Consider the following 18,603-nt stretch of genomic DNA (forward strand, 5'->3'; position numbering starts at 1 on the left):
CCGTGCGCCTGATTCCCAAGGAGATCGAGAGCCTCTGGACCCTCTTCACGGCACCGACCATCTGGGCATTGCATTTCCTCGTCTGCTACATCACCGCCGCCATCTACTGCGCGAAGGCGGGCGCAGCCCCCTTCTCCTTCGAGGCGATGCGCCTTGCGCTGGGGACGGTCACCGTGGCCGCCCTTGCCGGCATCGCGCTCTCCGCCTTTCTCGCCTGGCGGCAGTGGGGCTTCGGGTCCGGCGATCCGCCGCACGACGAGCCGACCCGGAAAGACCGCATGCTCTTCCAGGGATTTGCAACGCTGCTCCTCTCCGGCCTCAGCTTCGTAGCGGTGCTCTTCGTCTCCGTGCCGCTCGTGTTCATCGGGACGTGCCAGCCATGAAGAGGATCGCACGCATCCTCGGTTTCATCCTTCTCGCGGTGCTCGGCGCGACGCTACTTGGCGGTTTCGGCGGTGGCTCGTTCGGCCTCCATATGATCGTCCATATGGGGATCGTCGCGGTCGTCGCTCCGCTACTCGCTTATGGCGTGCGCGGCACGCGGTTCGATCTGCCTGCGGGCGCGGCCCGGATAAGCCCGATGCTCGCCTCGCTCGTCGAGCTCGTTATCGTCTGGTTCTGGCATTTCCCCGCATTTAGAAAGATCGCCGATGCCAGCCTTGCCGTTTCCCTCCTCGAACAGGCGAGCTTCCTGGTCGCAGGCGTCATTCTCTGGCATGCCTGCTTCCGGCCGGGCGATGGGCGCCTGGCCGGCACGATCGGCCTTCTGTTCACATCCATGCACGTGACGCTTCTCGGCGTGCTGCTCGCCCTCGCCCCGCGTCCGCTCTATCGCGTAGGCGATGTTACCTGTTTTGGCATTCTCCTTCCCGCGGCCGCGGATCAGCAGATCGGCGGCGTGGTGATGCTGATGGTCGGCGCGCTAGCCTATCTTCTTGGGGGCATCGTTCTGTTGGCCGGCTTGCTTAGGGAGGACGAAGCGCGATGCCGATCGGCTGGAAGCATATTGCCGGCCTCGTAGTCGCCGTCGCGCTGGCGGCCTTCCTGATCGCCTGGTCCGGCGTCATCGGCATCGGCGCGAGCACGGGCCACTGGAAAGTGACGGACTGGTTTCTGCACTGGGTCATGCGCTCCTCGGTACGCACCGCCGCGCTTGGCAGGAAGGTGCCGGAGTTCACACAGGATATGCTGGCGATGGCCGCCGGCCATTTCGAGGCCGGCTGCGTGCCTTGCCATGGCTCGCCCGCCCTGGAACGACCGGAGAGTGTCGGCAGGATGCTGCCTCCACCACCCGATCTGAAGGACAAGGTGGCGTCCTGGGCAGATACCGAACTCTTCCAGATCGTGCAGCATGGCGTGCGCTTTACCGGCATGCCTGCCTGGCCGGTCGCAAACCGCGAGGACGAGGTCTGGGCCATGGTCGCGTTCCTGCGCCGATACCCCGACCTGGATGCCGGGAGCTATCGTGCGCTGGCGGGTTACGCGGCCACGCAATCGGCGGAAACAGACCGAGTGCTTGAGACCTGCAACGGCTGCCATAGGCCGGATCGTCTTCGCGCCGGAAGCCTCATCCCAAATCTGGCGGGACAGTCATCGACCTATCTCGAGCAGGCGCTCGCGGCCTACGCGAAAGGAACCCGACCGAGCGGCATCATGGCCGTGGCGATTGAAGGATTGAGCGAGGCGGAGCGCAATATCCTCGCACGGCATTTCGCGAGCCTGCCGCCGACCGTCCTGCAACCGGCGGCGCGGGACAGCTTGATACGGCGCGGCGAGGCGCTCGCCCTGAAGGGAGACGCCGAGCGGCGCATCCCGGCCTGCCTCTCCTGTCACGACAGGAGGGACGCAAATCCGGCTTACCCGCGCCTTTCCGGTCAAGCTGAAGCCTATCTCGCCAATCAAATGCGGCTCTTCGTCAGGAAGGCACGCGGCGGGGGCCCGTTCAGGGAACTGATGACGCGGGCGGCCGCCAATCTCGAAGAGGAGGACATCGCGGCGCTGGCCGCTTATTTCTCCGCGAGCGGGATGCGTGCGCCGGCCCTGCGATAAAGCTCAGGACCGAGCACGAATGCTCCTCAGAACTGCACGCCCAGCCGCAGCGCATCCAGCATGGCGGCGTGGACGGAGCGGCTGCTGACCGCATCGCCGATCCGGTGCAACTCGAAACCGGCCGCCGGCCGCGCGCGCAGGGGCGCGGGATCGACAAGCGTCACGATGTCCGTGACCCCGTCGTTCGACGAGAGAGGCCGCAGGCCATCGAAGAGCTCGTTCATCGGGATCGTCCCGTGCTCGACGATGACCTGCGCGTGGATCGAGCGCCGTTCCCGCCCGGTCAGCAGGTGGCGCAGCACCGCTTCGCGCCGCCCGTTGCGCATGGCGACCGAAACCAGCTCGTATTCCAGCAGAACCTTTACATCGTGTTCCGCGAACGCCTTGCGATAGGTGATGCCGGAGTGATGCTCCATTTCCGGCGCGACGGAGGGATCGCGGGCGACGAAGGTCACGGCCTTGCCGGCCGCGGCGATCTCGGCAGCTACGGAGGGCGCAGGATGACGGCCGGTCGCGTCGTAGACCAACACGTCGCCGTTGACCTGCACCGGGTTGGCGAGCGCGTCAAAGACGCTGAGACACAGCTCGCTTCCCGCGACGGGGCCGAAATCCGGAATGCCGCCAGTGGCGAGGAGGACGAGATCGGGCACCTCGGCCAGAACGTCCGCCGCCTCGGCAAAGGTGTTGAGCCGGACGTCCACGCCGAGCCGCTCCAGTTCGGCGATACGCCAGTCGACAATCCCGGCGAGATCGCGCCTGAGACGGGCCTTGGCGGCAAGGACGAGTTGGCCGCCCAGCCGGTCGGCTGCTTCCAGCAGCACGACACGATGCCCCCGTTCGGCCAGCACCCGCGCAGCCTCCAGCCCTGCCGGCCCGCCGCCCACGACGACCGCCCTGCGTTCCGCGTGCGCCGAGCGCTCGATCACCTGCGGCAGCCAGGTCTCGCGTCCCGTCGCCGGATTGTGGATACAGTGCACCGGGCGGTAGAGACAGTGCGAGGCGCCGACGCAGGGGCGGATCTCCGCTTCGCGGCCCGCGCGCAGCTTGTTGACGATCTGCGGATCGGCCATGTGCGCCCGCGTCATGCCGACCATGTCGACGATCCCCGCGCCAACGGCATAGCGCGCCGTGGCGACATCCGCGATCTTGGCCGCGTGGAACACCGGCAGGCCCGTTTCCGCCTTGAACGCGCCGACCCTGCGCAGCCAGGGTGCGGAGGCGGCCGTCATGTCGGGGATGTTGTAAACGAGGAGGTTGAGGCGGGTATCGAAGCGGCCGAAGATGCAGTTGAAGAAATCGACGAGGCCCTCACGCTCCAGCACGTTGGCAATCGCGACTGCCTCGGCGAAACCCAGGCCGTCCGCGTGGTCCTCGTCGATCGTGTAGCGGATGCCGAGCGGGTATTCCGTCCCGACGGCCGTGCGGATCTCCTCGTAGACCATGCGCAGGAACCGCATCCGGTTTTCCAGCGAGCCGCCGAAGGCGTCGGTGCGCCGGTTGACGAGCGGCGACAGGAACTGCCCGATCAGATGACCGCCCGTCATGGTCTCGATGCCGTCGAGCCCACCCTCCTTCGCCCTCCGGGCCGCCGCACCGAATTCACGCACGATGCGCGCGATGTCATGGCGATCCATCTCATGGGCGAAGGCGCGGTTGTAGTCCTCGCGGGAATGGGAGGGGCCGAGCGCCGGCAACCAGGCGCCGACCGTGGCATTCGCCCGGCGGCCGACATGGGATATCTGGCACATCACCGCCGCACCATGGCGGTGGATGCGATCGGAGAAGGCCCGGAACGCCGGAACAACCGCATCGCTCGATACGTCGAGCTGCGTGCCGCCCCAACTCGTATCGGCGGAGATGCGGGCCGAGCCGCCGAACATCGTCAGCGCGAGGCCGCCCTTCGCCTTCTCCTCGTGATAGCGCTGATAGGCCTCGAGCGGATGGCCGCCCTCGTCGAGGGCGGTCTCGTGGCTGGTGCTCATGATCCGGTTGCGGAGCGTAAGCCGGCCAACCTGCAGCGGCCGCAATAGCGGGTCACCCTTTTCCCGCACGGGCGGCACCTGTTTCCCGGATGGCGTCCTGTCGTCCATCTTCCCCTCCTATGCCGGCCCGAGGGCCTTGCGCATCGCCTCGACGCATCGCTTCAAGGGCGGGGTGGGATCGACATTGTATTTCCAGTTGGTCAGCTCGATCGTCAGCGCCCCCTCGTAGTTCTGGCTCCGCAGATAGGCGACCAGCCCGTCGAGATCGATGATGCCCTCGCCCCAGGCAAGATGGCTACCGTCGGCATCCGAGTCAGTGAAATGCACATGGGCGATGCGGCCGGCGAGATGGGTAAAATAGTCTTCCGGCTGTTCTTTCGTCATTACGGCGCCCGCTACGTCATAGACGGCGTGGAGCGCCGGGCTTGCGAGCGTGTCCATGAGGGCGCGGATCTCCTTGGCCGAGCGGACGATGTTGGCGAAGGAATCGGGCAGCGACTCCATCCAGAGATCGACGCCGAGCCTTGCCGCGCGGTCGCACAGGATGCCCATGGAATCGACGCAACGCTCCAGCGCTTCGGCGGCCGGCTCGTCGCGGTAGCCGCCGCCGGCCGTCACCAGCAGGGCCGGCGCGCCGCATTCGACGGCGAATTCCATCGATTCCAGGAAATAGCGCACCGATCGATCGCGCAATTCCCGCTCCTTCGCCGAGATGTTGACGGGGTAGATGCACTGTTCCGGCGTGAAGGCGACGATGTCGAGGCCCATGCCGCGCACCTTCCGTCCGAGCGCCCGCGCCTCGGCCAGCGTCTTGTCACCGATATAGAAATGCGGAGCGGCGGCCCAGAGCTCGATGCGGGAGACGCCGGCATCGCACACATCGGCCAGAAAGCGGTCCATCGTGTGCCGGACATAGTGGAAGTTCATCACGCTGATATTGCGCTCGTCGAGTGCCATTGCATTTCCTCCGCTCGTCGCCGCCCCGCGGCCATTTCAGGATAATTCCACTGCCTTGTATGATAACGTTCTCACTTCGCATTGCACGTTGATATCCCCCTCGCCGTCCTATTCCGCTTATGAGCGAAGACCGAATTCGCGGGCGGTTTCGGCGACGAAGGCTGCGACCTCGGCCGCCCTCTCCTCCTCCGTCCAGCCGAGGTGCCGGGCGGCCAGGCGCGCGGCGGTTTCCGCGTGAGGAAGACCGAGATCCGGCTCCCATCCGACGGACAGGCGGCGGCGCAGGATGTCCGAGAGCGTACGGGCCTGCTCGTGCAGCACCGCATGGTTGACGGAGGCTTCCGTGACGCCGTCGAGACCATCGAGAGATGGCGCGGCGGGATCGAGCGGGCGCGGCGGCCCGGAGGGCTTCAGCCGGCGGGAGACCGCCCGCGTGAGCCGCCGCCCGGCGTCGCGGTGAGTCATCAGCAGGCCACCCGTAAAGGTGAAGACGTTCGGCAGTCCCTCGTCGGTGAGGTCGTGCTCCCGCACCGCCGGCGCCGAGCCCTCGCCGTCGCCTGCAAGGCTGCGCGGCCGCACGCCGGCCCAGGAATAGAGCACGTCCTCGCGACGTGGAGAGAGACCGGGAAACAGCCGTCCGAGCTGGTCGAGGATCGCGGCGATCTCCGCCTCGCTGGCCCGAAAACCTTCGGGCCTCCCGTCCGAGGCGGAATCCCACGGGCCGACATAGTGCAGTTCGCCCCAGGGGATCAGGTAGAAGGGCGCGCCCGCGGCGGTGACGGTCTCGAAGCCGATGCCGCGCAGGCTCTCCGGCAGACGCAGGACGATGTTCGTGCCCTTCTCGCCGGTGTTCTTGCGAATATGCGGCGCGCCCGCGAGCGCGGTGATCTCATCGACCCAGACGCCCGCGCAATTGACCACCGCGCGCGCCAGCACGTCGCGCGATCCCTCGGCCGCCGTCAGCGTCACGCGCCACAGGTCGCCCTCGCGCGCGAGCGCCGTCACCGCCGTGTGGTTCAGCGCCTCCATGCCGATCGCGCGCGCCTTCATCACGGTATCGACGACGATGCGCTCGGGCCAATGATACTGGTATTCCGTGAAGGTCATCGCGCCGCGGATGCCTTCGAGCCCCGCCATGCCTTTCAACGCCTGATGCGTCCGTGCCTCCGACGCGGACAGGATGCGCAGGTCGAGCGGCACGCGGCCGCCGTCGCTCGCCGCCATTAGCCAAAAGGCCAGCCGCGCCTTCCAGCGAGGAACACCGTTCGCCTGCGTCAGGGGGATGATGAACGTGACGGGCCTCACCCGCTCGGGCGCGGTGCGGACGAACTCCGCCCGGCCCTGCATGGCGCGGCGCATGAGGCTGAAGCATTCGATCGCGCTTCTCGGCCGGGCGAGAAAGGCGGCGATTGATCCGCTGGCGGCCGAAAGATAGCCGAGCCCGCAATGCTGCAGCCGCGATGTCTTGCTGGTCGTGCCCGCACCGTAATCGTCGCGTTCGACGAGCAGCGTGCGATAGCCCGCCGCCGCCAGATGCTGCCCGGCCGCCGCGGCGATGATGCCGCCGCCGACGACCACGGTGTCGTAAGTCTGGGTCACGTTCAGATCCGCCTTCGGCAGTAGATTTCGATGCCTGATGTGAGAACGTTCGCAAAATTTCGTCGCCGGTGTCAACCCCACTTGACGCGACGACCGGGATTATAATACGTATTATGACGTCATATAGAAAGGTACGACCATGCCCCTGCCCTCCGCCTTCGACGCCGGCGTCGCCGCGGCGCTCTCCGCTCTCGACGCGAAATCGGTGAAGCACGTCTTCTTCGTCGCCTGCGGCGGCTCGCTGTCGATCATGCATCCGGCCAAGTTCCTGCTCGACCAGCATTCTGCGCTGCCGTCGGACGTCTACAACGCCGCCGAGTTCGTGGCGCGCGCCCCGCGCGCGCTCGACGGCAACTCGCTGGTCATCCTCTGCTCCATGACGGGCACCACAAGGGAAACCACCGCCGCCGCCGAATTCGCCCGCGCGAAGGGCGCGGCGACCATCGGCCTCACGGTCGAGCCCGCCTCCCCGCTCGCCAAGGCGGTCGACCATGTCGTCGGCTTCGAGGCGCCCTATACGACCGGCGTGCCGATCGACGCCAAGGACAGCAACTATTCGCGGATCTACCAGATCGTCATGGGCCTCGTTGCGCTCACCGGCGGCGAGGACCTGACGGAAACGCTGATCGAAAGCCTCCAAGCACTCCAGCCGGCCATCGACCGCGCCCAGGCGGCCTTCGCGCCGATGTTCGAGGACTACGCCCCGCGCTTCGCCGGGGAAGACGTGATCTACACGGTCGCCAGCGGCGCGAGCTACGGCGCGGCCTATTCCTTCGCCATCTGCGTGCTCATGGAGATGCAGTGGATCAATAGCCAGGCGATCCACGCGAACGAGTTCTTCCACGGCCCCTTCGAGGTGTTGGACAAGGATCGCGCCTTCATCCTCATGAAGGGCCTCGACAGCACGCGGCCGCTGGAAGAGCGCGCCGACGAATTCCTCCACCGCTTCGGCTCGGCGGAGAACATCCTGGTCCTCGACGCCAAGAAGCTCGACCTCACCGGCATCGATCCGCGCTTGCGGGGCAATGTCGTGCCGCTGATCTTCTTCGACACGCTCTGGCGTTTCGCCTATAAGATCGCCGACCTGCGCAAGCACGAGATGCTTCAGGCGCGGCGCTACATGAAGAAGATCGCCTACTGACCGGGCCTGGAAGGGCGGATGGACGACCAAGCACAGCTTTTACCGCTCTATGAACAGGTCCGGCGTTCGATCCTGGCGGGCATCGAGGCCGGCCAGTTCGCCGAAGGCAGCTTCCTGCCGGCCGAACCCGAACTGATGGCGTTCTACGGCGTCAGCCGGATCACGCTGCGGCGCGCCATCGGCGATCTTTGCGCCGACGGCCGCCTGCAGCGCCAGCAGGGCCGCGGCACCGTGGTGATGCCCGACAAGGTGCGGCAGACGCTCGTTTCGCTCTCCGGCTTTTCGGAGACCATGGACGGTCTCGGGCGAAAGGCCGGCCACCGCATCCTTGCCCGAGACGACAATCCCGACGCGCCGGCCATCCGCGAGCGCCTGCGCGCCGCAGCCCTGATCCGTTTCGACCGTCTGCTGGAGGACGGCGGCAGGCCGATGACGCTGGAGACGCTCTGGTTCGACGCGGCGCGTTTCCCCGAAATCGTCGAGCCGGTTGCGGCGGGCGGTTCCTTCTTCACGGCGCTCCGCGACAAGGCCGGCATCGTACCGGCGCATGCGGAGCGGCAGATCGATGTCGGTCTCGCCTCCGCCGGCGAGCGCGGCATTCTCGCGGTGACGGCCGCTCAGCCGGTCTACCGGATAGAGAAGATCGTCACCGACCGCGAGGGGCGCCCGCTCGCCCTGTCGCAACTCGTCACCCCAAGCCATCTGGTCACGTACACGATCAAGACCTGAAAGGTTCGACATGCACGTTTTCGACGCCGCCGCCGTCCACGCGGCGCTTGACTGGCCCTTCCTCATCGAGGCGTTGCGCAAAGCCCATCTCGGGCCCATGCCGGCTTCGGACGTCCTCGTGCAATCCGATCCGGCAGGCGGCAAGGCCCAGTTCGTCACCCTGCCCGGCTGGGCGCCTGGCGGGCCGGTCGTCGTGAAGATGGTGGGCGTCTTTCCGCAGAACGCATCCCTCGAGCCGCCGCAACCCGCCGTCCAGGGACTGGTGGCGCTCTTCGACGGGGCGACCGGCGCACCGCTGCTTGCCGCGGACGGCGCGGCCATGACCGCGCGCAAGACCGCCGCCGATTCAGCGCTCGGCGCATCAATCCTGGCCAGGGAGGATGTCGAGGATTTGCTGATCGTCGGAGCCGGTGCGCTCGCGCCGCATTTCGCCGAGGCGCATCTTGCGGCCAGGCCCTCGCTCCGTCGGGTTACGATCTGGAACCGCACTGCGGCCCGGGCGGAGGCGGTCGCGGCGCAGTTGCGCGAGAAGGGCATCGACGCCTCGGCCGGCACAGATCTCGACGGCGCGGTCGCGCGCGCCGACATCGTGTCCTGCGTGACCATGTCGGACACGGCGCTGGTCAAGGGCGCGCTCCTGCGGCCGGCCACGCATCTCGACCTCGTCGGCGCCTATCTGCCGACGCTGCGGGAAGCGGACGACGCGGCGCTTTCGCGCGGCACGATCTTCGTCGACAGCCGCAACAACATGGAAGGCGGCGGCGACCTCTCGCAGGCCGTCGCATCGGGCGCGATCACCTGGGAGGCCGTGAAGGCCGATCTCTTCGAGCTTGTCCAGGGCCGGAGCGAAGGCCGCACCGGCGCCGATCAGATCACCGTGTTCAAGAACAACGGCGGCGCGCATCTCGACCTCTTCACCGCCGCTGCGCTTTCGCAGACGCTCGGCTGACGCCTCACGCGTCGGCGAGCACCCGCGCCAGGAAGGCCCGTGTGCGATCTTGCTGCGGACGCGTCAGCACATCGACCGGCCGGCCCTCTTCGACGATCACACCACCATCCATGAAGATCAGGTGGTCGGCGACGTCGCGTGCAAAGCCCATTTCATGCGTGACGACGACCATGGTCATGCCGTCGTCGGCAAGCTGGCGCATCACGGCCAGCACTTCGCCGACGAGTTCCGGATCAAGCGCCGAGGTCGGCTCGTCGAACAGCATGACATCCGGCTTCATCGCCAGCGAACGGGCGATGGCCGCCCGCTGCTGCTGGCCGCCGGAAAGCTGCGCCGGATAGTAGCCCGCGCGCTCCTCCATGCCGACGCGTTCCAGAAGCACCATCGCCTCCTCGATCGCCGTGCCGCGCGGCACGCGCTTGACCTGCACCGGCGCCTCGATGACGTTCTCAAGCACGGTCTTGTGCGGGAAGAGGTGGAAACCTTGGAAAACCATGCCCATGCGCTGGCGCTGCCGGGCAAGCTCATTGAAGCTCATCTCGTAGAGCTTGTCGCCCTTCCAGCGCACGCCGACAGGCTCGCCGCGCAGGAAGATCGCACCGCCGGTCGGCTTTTCGAGATAGTTGAGGCAGCGCAGGAGCGTACTCTTGCCCGAGCCGGAGGGTCCCACAATGCAGGTCACGTCGCCGCGCATCACCGCGACATCGATACCGCTCAGCACCTCATGCGCGCCGAAACTCTTGCGTAGGCGCTCCACCTTCAGCAGCGGCTCGGCAGTCGTCTGGTCGTTCATCAAAGGGCCTCCTGCTGGCGCGCGAAGAGCCGGAAGGAGAAGAGCCCGCCCGCCTTCTTCGCGCCGGTGCGATGTTCGGATTTCAGTCGGTGCTCGACGGCGTGCTCGCTCACCGTCAGGACCGTGGTGAGCACGAGATACCAGATGGTCGCGACGATCAGCAGCGGCACGGTCTGGTAGGTGCGGGCATAGACCATCTGGGCGGAATAGAGCAGATCGGGCAGCGCCAGCACGGAAACGAGCGAGGTGAACTTCAGCATCGAGATCGTGTCGTTGCCGATGGGCGGGATGACGATGCGCAGCGCCTGCGGCAGAACGATGCGGCGCAGCGTCTGGCCGCGCGTCATGCCGAGCGTCGCGGCCGCTTCCGTCTGGCCGGCACTGACGGCCTGGATGCCGGCGCGGATCATCTCGGCGGCATAGGCGCTCTCGGTGAAGGCGAGCCCCATGATGGCGGCGCTGAACGGGGTGATGAGCTGGTTGGTGTTCCAGGAAATGAGCTTCGGCCCACCGAACGGAATGCCGATCGATATCTCGGGCAGAAGGAGCGCCAGGTTGTACCAGAAGATCATCTGGACAAGCGGCGGCACGCCGCGGAAGAACCAAATCCAGCCCCAGCTTACGGCCTGGAAGACGCGGCTCGCCGACAGGCGCATGATGGCGAGCAGGACGCCGATCGCAAGGCCGAGCACCATGGCGAGGAACGTCAGGAGCAACGTCATGCCGAGGCCCGACAGGATGGCGGGGCTCAGCATGTATTCGGCAACCACGCCCCACTGCATGTTTTTGTTGGTGACGAGCACCTGCACAAAGACGACCGCCAGGACGGTGATAACCGCTCCGCCCACCCAGTGGCCGATCTTTGGCACCGCGATGGGCTTGACGTCGTGGATCGAGGGGCGGTGGGGCGGTTCTTCAGACATCATCGTTTCCTGTGCCGGTCGCAAGCCTCCGCCCCGGCCCGGGTCATCCCGGGCCGGGGAACGGTTCTAGAGGTCCGCCGGATTTTCTTCCGTGATCAGGAGCGCCTTGCTCAGCATCCCGGAATCGTCCAGACCCCACTTGGCCATGATCTTCTCATAGGTGCCGTCGTCGATCATCGACTGAATCGCATCCGTCATGACCTTACCGAGCGGATCGCCCTTGCGCACGCCAATGCAGCTATTCACCGGCGAGAGGACCAGTTCGGACACCTTCAGGTCTCCGGTCTGCTTAGCCATGTAGGCGAGCTTGACGGAGCCGGCGACGGTCGCCTCGGCGCGCTTCGAGCGGACGGCGAGTTCGGCCTGGGCCTGCGTGCCGTGCGTCTGCACGGTCAACGGGTGGTCCTTGCATTCGTTGGCATTCAGCCTTTCGACGAGCCCGAGATCCCACGAGCCGTTCAAGACCGCGACCGTCAGGCCGCAGGTGTCCGTCGCGGCCTTGATGTCGAGCTTGCTGTCCGCGGGGTAGGCAAACGAGGTCCCGATCTTGCGCTGGGAGACGAAATCGAGCGTCTTCAGGCGCTCCGCGGTCGTGCCGAAGGACGAGAAGCCCGCGTCGAAGCGCTTGGACTGAAGACCCGGAATGATGGCGTCGAAGCTCGTCCCCTCGAAGGTGAAGGGCACGCCCAGGCGATCCTCCATCTCTTTCGCGATATCCACGCTCCAGCCCTTGAGCTGACCGTCGGAATCAAGGAATTCGTCGGGCGCCCAGTCGTTGAAGACCGCGGCCTTGATGCCGTTGTCCTTGTATTCCTGCGGCAAGGCATCGTGCAGGGCCGGGATGACATCGGCAAGCGCCGGCATCGCCAGCACCGCGCTTAGAACACAACCGGCCAGAATAGACTTGAACATGACATCCTCCTTGTCGTGCGGACCCGGCGGGACCGCGATTCGTTCTCTGGTTCCCTTGCTAATGATGGCGAGAACGTTCTCACATATGAGACACAGTCATCGCCCGCTCGTCAAGCGCCGTTTTGCGCGGAATGATTCGGAAAGGGCGTTGAAAACGGCCATCGATCTGGTAATGCCTGTAAAAAGACTGTCGATTTTTTGCGAGATCCGCATGATGAAATTCTCATTCGGCAGGCCCGGAATGTGAGAGGGAAATGCTGATGGCTCCAAAAAGCAAGGCGACGATCGCAGATGTTGCACGCGCAGCAGGCGTTTCCACGGCGACGGCGGGGCGCGTGCTCGGCGGCTACGGCTATACCAGTGAGGAGAAGAAGGAGCAGGTCCTCAAGGCCGCCCAGAATCTCGGCTATCGGCCTAACGCGCTTGCCCGCAGTCTCATCACCGGCAAAACGCGCACGCTCGGCGTCGTGGCCGGCGATATCCAGAATCCCTTCTATGCCTCGGTCCTGCGCGGCGTTTCCAATGTCGCCGAGGCCAACGGCTTCGGCCTTCTGATCACCAATAGCGACGAAGCGCAGCCGAAGGAGGTCCATTCGGTCGAGCTTCTGGCGCAAAAGCAGGTGGACGGACTGATCGTCACGCCCAGCGACACGCGCAGGGCGCGGCACTTGCACAGCCTCAGGGCGATGGGCGTGCCGCTCGTGCTGATCGACCGCGCGGTCGCCGGCCTGATGGTGGACCGTGTGGCGACCGACAACATCGCCGCCGCCGAACAGGCCGTGCGCCATCTTATCGCGGCAGGGCACCGCCGGATCGGCATCGTGGCGGAACTCGTCGACGAGGAGCGCGGCGGGTTGGATGCGTTCCTGGCGCGCGCCGTTGCCGGCGATCCGATCGAAAGCGAAACACTCTATCCGAGCTGGCAGCGCCTTCTTGGCTATATCCGGGCGCACAGGATCGAGGGCCTGCCCGTCGATCCGCGGCTCACGCTCAGGGCCGGCAGCTATTCGGCCCTCGCCGCGCAGGCGGTCGTCCCGCAGCTGATAACGGCGCCCGATGCGCCGACGGCACTCTTCACCACCGACGGCACCATGTCCGAAGGCACCATGCGGGCGCTTGTGGAACTGAAGCGTTCCATTCCGCAGGATCTCTCGATCATCTGCTTCGACGACCTCGACTGGATGAGCTTCCACCGGCCCGGCATCACCACCGTCGCCCAGCCGCGCCTTGCTATGGGCGAGGCCGCCGCGCGGATGCTGCTGGAGCGCATTCGCGGCGAAGACTATCCGCCGCGCACCGTGCTGATGCCTGCAGAACTCATCGAACGGGGTTCCGTCGCACGGCTCTGACTACTCGAAGCCGCGGCCCATTCTTTTCCGCTTTTCCCGCGCATATTCATGCGCGAACGATCACCTGCGGCACCGGAACCGCCCCTTCGATTGGCCCCGCGAGCAAATCGAATGCCCTTTTCCGCCGAAATCATTTGCCTTTCGCGACGCGGCCTTGTAGGTGAGAGAACGTTCTCAGCCTCGTCTCAGGAGAGCCTGCCAGATGCCCCGCCCCGTCAGAATCCTCGCCTTCGGTGACAACGTGGTCGATTGCTACCGCGACCAGAACCTGATGTTTCCTGGTGGGAACTGCGTGAATCATGCGGTCTTCGCCCGCCGGGCGGGCGCCGAGGCGGCCTATGCCGGCGCAGTCTGCGAAGACGAGGCGGGCCGCCTTATCCGCCGGGCGCTGATCAAGGAAGGCGTCGACGTCTCGCTATTGCGGATGGAACCGGGACAGACCGCCTATTGCGTGATCGAGACGCAGGGCGGTGATCGGGTGTTCGTCGGGGCCAATCTCGGCGTGTCAATCATCGCGCCCACAAACAAGGATTTGGCGCGGCTTCAGGAAGTCGATGCGGTCCACACTGGCAGATCGAGCCATGTCGATGCATGGCTGCCGCGCTTTGCTGAGGTGACGAAAGTCTCCTACGATCTCGCGACTGTGCACGATCCCCGACGCATCGCCCTTGTGGCGCCGCACTGTTTCCTTCTTGCCTTCTCCGCGGGCGGCGTCTCGCGCGCGGAAGCGCTCTCGCTCGCCCAGCTTGCCCGGTCGGCCGGCGCCCGTTGGAGCCTCGTCACCCGCGGCATCGAAGGCGCTCTTCTGGTCGGCGAAACCGGCGTCTTTGAAATGCCGGCCCGACCGGTCGACGCCGTCGACACGTTGGGCGCCGGTGATACCTACATCGCCAACGTCCTCGTCGGCCTGCTGAACGATCTGCAGCCCGAGACCGTCTTGAAGAGGGCCACGGAAGCTGCCGCGCAAACCTGTCTGATGCGTGGCGCCTTTGGGCATCAGGCAACCATGACCATCGATCTGTCGAACATGATGAGCCTGGAGGAGGTCTACCGCTTTACCCGCCCTGCGGAAGCGCCCGAGGCGGTTTGAAAACGGCAGCGCAAGTGGCTTGGAACCGGGCCTCGTGGGGCAACGTTCTGTTTGGGCCAACCTTGTGGATGCAATGCTGCCGCGTAGGCGTTTTCCTCGGAAACCGCGCAGACGTCCTGGCCCTGGCACCACGCTTTTGGGGAAGCTGCTCCGCCATGTGCCACTGCATTCAGTGCGGTGCACACGACGGAGCATTTCACCATGGATTCCCGCTGTCCAGCAGGCTTGGGACCGGCATCAAGCCGCAGCACGGCACGTCAGTTCGATCGTCTCAACGCATGTAGTGATAGATCAGTGGCCCGATCGCCAGTCCATAGATAACCGCGCTTAGCGCGATCCCGATCGCCGTGCCGAAACGTGTGGCAACATCAAGGTTCTTACTGACGTCCATCGCGTGATCCTTCCCCAACGAAGGTACATTGGAAAGAAATCTTAACGTTGTCCAGCGCGCAGGTGCGCTTTTCAAGCGCACCGCCGCAGTTGGGCTATAGGGCACAGATCTACTGTACGTGAAGATCAACACGTTTCGTTCGCCTGCCGAACAGACCGAGGAAAATAGCTCCCAGTGCACCAGCAGCCACGGATCCCGTCAGGATTCCGATCTTTACATGGTCCTGGACGATTGGATCACTGAAGGCGAGGAGGCCGATGAACAGGCTCATCGTGAAGCCGATCCCGCAAAGAAGGGCAACCCCGATTAACTGGCCCCAACTCGCCTGTGCCGGCAGGTCCGCGAGATCGAGCTTGACCAGAAGGGCGACCGTGCCGAGGACACCGATAAGCTTGCCGAACAGCAACCCGGCGGCAATGCCCAACGTGATCGGTTCGCCCAGCACGTCCATGGTCACGCCGGTAAAGGAGACACCGGCATTCGCGAAGCCGAAGATCGGCACGATGAGGAATGCGACCGGCTTATGAAGCGTATGTTCGAGCTTATGTAACGGCGATTGCGCAGGCGTTGCCTCGGGCATGCCCGGCGTCGCCTTCAGAGGGATCGTCAAAGCCAACATCACGCCCGCGAGCGTCGCATGAATACCCGAAGCGAATACAAGGAACCAGAGCAACACACCAAGCGCCAGATAGGGCCAGAGCGTAGTGACTCTCATGCGGTTGAGACCATAAAGCGCGGCCAGAATCGCTGCGGCTGCACAAAGCGCCATGATATTCACATCTGCGGTATAGAAAATAGCAATGACAACCACCGCCCCGAGATCATCGAGAATGGCGAGCGCCGTTAGGAAGATTTTCAGCGATGCCGGGACGCGCGAGCCGAACAGGGAGATCACGCCGAGAGCAAAGGCGATGTCCGTCGCCGTCGGAATAGCCCATCCTCGCACCGCCGCCGGATCGCTCCAGTTGAAATAGAGGAAGAACAGCGCTGGCACGGCCATACCACCCGCCGCCGCCGCGCCCGGAAGAACACGTCGGCTCCAAGTTGACAGTTGACCGTCAAGCATCTCGCGTTTGATCTCAAGACCCACTAGCAGAAAGAAGACGGCCATCAAGGCGTCGTTGATCCAGTGCCGCAGGCTAAGTGGCCCGATATAGGCGTGGAGCAGATGGAAATATTCCTCCGCGAAGGCTGAGTTCGCGGTGACAATGGCAAGAACTGCAACTGCCATCAAGACGATGCCGCCTGAGGCCTCGGCATCGAGAAACTGACGAAGAGTCGACTGGATGCGGCCTTTGAGAACCGGTGAAGACATGGGTTCGCGCTCCTCCGCTGGAAGGTTGATCGAAGTCTCCGTCGATTTCGGGGAACCCGCAGCGCACGCAGCACACGCCGCGTTCACACTTAGTGGCTATATCTGTCTGAATCCAGTCATGATCGAACCGAAGGCACCTTTAAAGTCCACCGGGCAAACAGTCAAACGAAGTCGACGTCCGGACGGATGACGGAATCCTATAAGTCATGTTTGCTGTCCAGACCGCGGCACGGTCTGCTTTTCCTTCCTATGGTTTCATGGGCTTCTCCTTGCTGCAACTTAGGCTCTTCTCATCAACTGGAAGGTCCCATCTCGAACATCGTCCAGGTCAGCATGGGCGAGTAGGTAGCAGAAAGGGCAAGAAAGGAGCCTGAAGCAGCAACTCACCAATCACGCTGAAGTAAGACCATTTTTCCTCCCGAATTTCGCCACGGAAACCTTTGCCGGTTCATCCCGAAGCGGTGACCAAGAGCGCGCGACAGAACAGGCGCCCCTAGTTCGCCTCTCCTCCACCCATTGAGATACACCTTGGAAGAAATCGCCGTTGACCGCTGCGTAACATTTTCTATAACGGGGCCATTCACCCTGGACCCGGTGAAACTCCGGGTGGCTCTTCTGGCCGCCGATCCGCCAGACAACGCAAAAGCATCAAACCAGTTTACATGTCGGACATGCCCGGCCTGGATGCACTACTCTTGCGGACTTTTCCATGTTCAATCTGACAGCCTACAAGCGCGAGTGGTTCTCGAACATTCGCGCCGACATTCTCTCCGGCATCGTCGTCGCGCTTGCCCTCATCCCCGAAGCCATCGGCTTCTCCGTCATTGCCGGCGTCGACCCGAAGGTCGGGCTCTTTGCCTCCTTCGCCATCGCCTGCGTGTCCGCCTTCGTCGGCGGCCGGCCGGGCATGATCTCCGCCGCGACTGCTGCGACGGCCGTGCTCATGATCACGCTCGTAAAGGAACAAGGCCTCGAATATCTCTTCGCCGCGACGTTACTGATGGGCCTTATCCAGTTATGCGCCGGCCTCCTGAAGCTCGGCCGTGTGATGCGCTTCGTCTCGCGCTCGGTCATCACCGGCTTTGTCAACGCGCTGGCGATCCTGATCTTCATGGCGCAACTTTCGGAACTCATCGGCGTGCCGGGGCTGACTTACGCCATGATCGCAGCCGGCCTCGCGATCATTTACCTCTTCCCCTATGTTACCAAGGCGATTCCGTCGCCGCTGGTCGCCATCCTCGTCCTGACCGCCGTTGCGTGGTGGGGCGGCCTGGACCTGCGCACCGTCGGCGATCTCGGTGAATTGCCCTCGTCGCTGCCGATCTTCGCGCTGCCACAGGTGCCGCTGACTTTCGAGACGCTCCAGATCATTTTCCCTTACTCGATCGCGCTTGCCGCAGTCGGCCTGCTGGAATCGCTGCTGACGGCACAGATCGTCGACGACATGACGGACACGCCAAGTTCGAAAAGCCAGGAATGCATCGGCCAGGGCGCGAGCAACATCGCCTCGAGCCTGATCGGCGGCATGGGCGGTTGCGCCATGATCGGACAATCGGTAATCAACGTCACCTCTGGCGGTCGCGGCCGCCTCTCCACTTTCGTGGCAGGCAGCGTCCTGCTGTTCCTCATTCTTGTTCTGGACGATCTTGTGCGCATCGTCCCGATGGCCGCGCTGGTTGCCGTTATGATCATGGTGTCGATCGGGACCTTTTCCTGGCGTTCGATCCTCGATCTGCGCCGCAACCCGCCGTCTTCTTCCATTGTCATGCTGGCGACGGTCGTGACCGTGGTCGGCACGCATGACCTTGCCAAGGGTGTTCTCGTCGGTGTTCTCCTTTCTGGCGTGTTTTTCGCCGGCAAGGTGGCAAGGCTCTTCCGCGTCTGTTCCACGCTAGATAACGCAGGCAACGAGCGCACCTATCATGTCGACGGCCAGATTTTCTTTGCCTCAGCGGAGAGTTTCATCGCGGCCTTCGATTTCACGGAGACGCTGCACAAGGTGACGATCGATGTCACGGAAGCGCACCTCTGGGACATCACCGCGATTGGCGCGCTCGACAAGATCGTCCTTAAATACCGCCGCCAAGGCGTGGATGTCGCCGTCATAGGCGTCAACGAGGCAAGTGCGCATATGCTCGACCGCTTCGCCCTGCACGACAAGGAGCATGCGGCATTTTCAGGGGTCGGCGGACATTGATAGACTTACATCCGAAAACACTGCGGGCATCCATGGTGGGAGTGTTCCGCGCAACCGGAGCCATGTAGTGGCAGAGGATTCGAACATCTTCTTTACTACCAAAGGATATTGTTTCGAGATCGCAGCCTTTTAGTTAAGGCCGCGATCTTTGGAGCGATGATGCTTAGCACTGAGATGGTCATATCTCTTGAGGCTTGTCCGACGGCAGCGTTTGTTCTCGATGCTGC

At 64.4% G+C, this 18,603-nt stretch carries 16 protein-coding genes and 1 other annotated feature; of the genes, 9 read left to right on the forward strand and 7 right to left on the reverse strand.

What is annotated here, in order from left to right:
* The first annotated feature begins 2 nt into the window (after window positions 1-2).
* From HNQ66_RS21580 to HNQ66_RS21590, 3 genes are read left to right on the forward strand one after another with little or no spacing between them, the layout of a single operon-like run.
* On the forward strand, window positions 3-383 hold the full coding sequence (locus HNQ66_RS21580; RefSeq protein WP_184146643.1) for a hypothetical protein: 381 nt from the start codon (window positions 3-5) through the stop codon (window positions 381-383).
* Window positions 380-1,021: a cytochrome c oxidase assembly protein gene (locus HNQ66_RS21585; protein WP_184146645.1), complete on the forward strand. Its 642-nt coding sequence runs from the start codon at window positions 380-382 to the stop codon at window positions 1,019-1,021. The genes HNQ66_RS21580 and HNQ66_RS21585 overlap by 4 nt, the downstream gene beginning before the upstream one ends.
* On the forward strand, window positions 985-2,049 hold the full coding sequence (locus HNQ66_RS21590) for a c-type cytochrome (protein ID WP_184146647.1): 1,065 nt from the start codon (window positions 985-987) through the stop codon (window positions 2,047-2,049). Before HNQ66_RS21585 ends, HNQ66_RS21590 begins: the two co-directional genes overlap by 37 nt.
* A gap of 26 nt (window positions 2,050-2,075) precedes the next feature.
* On the opposite strand, the gene HNQ66_RS21595 is transcribed toward HNQ66_RS21590, so the two are convergent.
* The 3 genes from HNQ66_RS21595 to HNQ66_RS21605 all read right to left on the reverse strand — a co-directional run bounded on the left by HNQ66_RS21595 (window position 2,076) and on the right by HNQ66_RS21605 (window position 6,587).
* Entirely contained in the window at window positions 2,076-4,139 is a 2,064-nt protein-coding gene (locus HNQ66_RS21595) for an oxidoreductase (protein WP_184146649.1), read from the reverse strand.
* 9 nt (window positions 4,140-4,148) lie between these two features.
* A complete protein-coding gene (locus tag HNQ66_RS21600; RefSeq protein WP_184146651.1) occupies window positions 4,149-4,988 on the reverse strand; it encodes a sugar phosphate isomerase/epimerase family protein in 840 nt (279 codons plus the stop codon).
* A 117-nt stretch (window positions 4,989-5,105) separates the two neighbouring features.
* Window positions 5,106-6,587, reverse strand: coding sequence for an FAD-dependent oxidoreductase (locus HNQ66_RS21605; RefSeq protein ID WP_184146653.1), 1,482 nt, complete (start codon window positions 6,585-6,587; stop codon window positions 5,106-5,108).
* Window positions 6,588-6,726: 139 nt separating this feature from the next.
* Here HNQ66_RS21605 and HNQ66_RS21610 point away from each other — a divergent pair, with 139 nt between their 5' ends.
* The 3 genes from HNQ66_RS21610 to HNQ66_RS21620 are packed head-to-tail and all read left to right on the forward strand — an operon-like array spanning window position 6,727 to window position 9,406.
* A complete protein-coding gene (locus HNQ66_RS21610; RefSeq protein ID WP_184146655.1) occupies window positions 6,727-7,728 on the forward strand; it encodes an SIS domain-containing protein in 1,002 nt (333 codons plus the stop codon).
* An 18-nt stretch (window positions 7,729-7,746) separates the two neighbouring features.
* Window positions 7,747-8,457 (forward strand): GntR family transcriptional regulator, encoded by a 711-nt coding sequence (locus HNQ66_RS21615; RefSeq protein ID WP_184146657.1) that lies wholly within the window; start codon window positions 7,747-7,749, stop codon window positions 8,455-8,457.
* 10 nt (window positions 8,458-8,467) lie between these two features.
* The gene (locus HNQ66_RS21620) at window positions 8,468-9,406 is read left to right on the forward strand and encodes an ornithine cyclodeaminase (RefSeq protein ID WP_184146659.1); all 939 of its coding nucleotides are present in this window, start codon (window positions 8,468-8,470) and stop codon (window positions 9,404-9,406) included.
* Between the two features lie 4 nt (window positions 9,407-9,410).
* Here HNQ66_RS21620 and HNQ66_RS21625 read toward each other — a convergent pair whose 3' ends face one another.
* The 3 genes from HNQ66_RS21625 to HNQ66_RS21635 form a co-directional block, all read right to left on the reverse strand.
* Window positions 9,411-10,199 (reverse strand): amino acid ABC transporter ATP-binding protein, encoded by a 789-nt coding sequence (locus tag HNQ66_RS21625; protein WP_281396995.1) that lies wholly within the window; start codon window positions 10,197-10,199, stop codon window positions 9,411-9,413.
* Complete coding sequence (locus HNQ66_RS21630; protein ID WP_184146661.1) at window positions 10,199-11,122, reverse strand: amino acid ABC transporter permease; 924 nt, start codon at window positions 11,120-11,122, stop codon at window positions 10,199-10,201. Before HNQ66_RS21630 ends, HNQ66_RS21625 begins: the two co-directional genes overlap by 1 nt.
* 66 nt (window positions 11,123-11,188) lie before the next feature.
* The gene (locus HNQ66_RS21635) at window positions 11,189-12,034 is read right to left on the reverse strand and encodes an ABC transporter substrate-binding protein (RefSeq protein WP_184146663.1); all 846 of its coding nucleotides are present in this window, start codon (window positions 12,032-12,034) and stop codon (window positions 11,189-11,191) included.
* A 260-nt stretch (window positions 12,035-12,294) separates the two neighbouring features.
* On the opposite strand from HNQ66_RS21635, the gene HNQ66_RS21640 reads away from it, so the two are divergent.
* Window positions 12,295-13,383 carry a LacI family DNA-binding transcriptional regulator gene (locus HNQ66_RS21640; RefSeq protein WP_184146665.1) on the forward strand — a complete coding sequence of 363 codons (1,089 nt, stop codon included), beginning with the start codon at window positions 12,295-12,297 and terminating at the stop codon, window positions 13,381-13,383.
* A 202-nt stretch (window positions 13,384-13,585) separates the two neighbouring features.
* Window positions 13,586-14,473 carry a PfkB family carbohydrate kinase gene (locus HNQ66_RS21645; RefSeq protein ID WP_184146667.1) on the forward strand — a complete coding sequence of 296 codons (888 nt, stop codon included), beginning with the start codon at window positions 13,586-13,588 and terminating at the stop codon, window positions 14,471-14,473.
* Between the two features lie 500 nt (window positions 14,474-14,973).
* Here HNQ66_RS21645 and nhaA read toward each other — a convergent pair whose 3' ends face one another.
* Window positions 14,974-16,179 (reverse strand): Na+/H+ antiporter NhaA, encoded by a 1,206-nt coding sequence (gene nhaA / locus HNQ66_RS21650; RefSeq protein WP_184146669.1) that lies wholly within the window; start codon window positions 16,177-16,179, stop codon window positions 14,974-14,976.
* Between the two features lie 584 nt (window positions 16,180-16,763).
* Window positions 16,764-16,819: a sequence feature (sul1 is cis-regulatory element that is thought to sense ions involved in sulfur or methionine metabolism; They are found in Alphaproteobacteria), on the forward strand.
* A gap of 69 nt (window positions 16,820-16,888) precedes the next feature.
* On the opposite strand from nhaA, the gene HNQ66_RS21655 reads away from it, so the two are divergent.
* Entirely contained in the window at window positions 16,889-18,376 is a 1,488-nt protein-coding gene (locus HNQ66_RS21655) for a SulP family inorganic anion transporter (protein ID WP_184146671.1), read from the forward strand.
* The last annotated feature ends 227 nt before the right edge of the window (window positions 18,377-18,603 follow it).

This window comes from Shinella fusca (assembly GCF_014203155.1).
GTDB classification, from domain to species: domain Bacteria; phylum Pseudomonadota; class Alphaproteobacteria; order Rhizobiales; family Rhizobiaceae; genus Shinella; species Shinella fusca.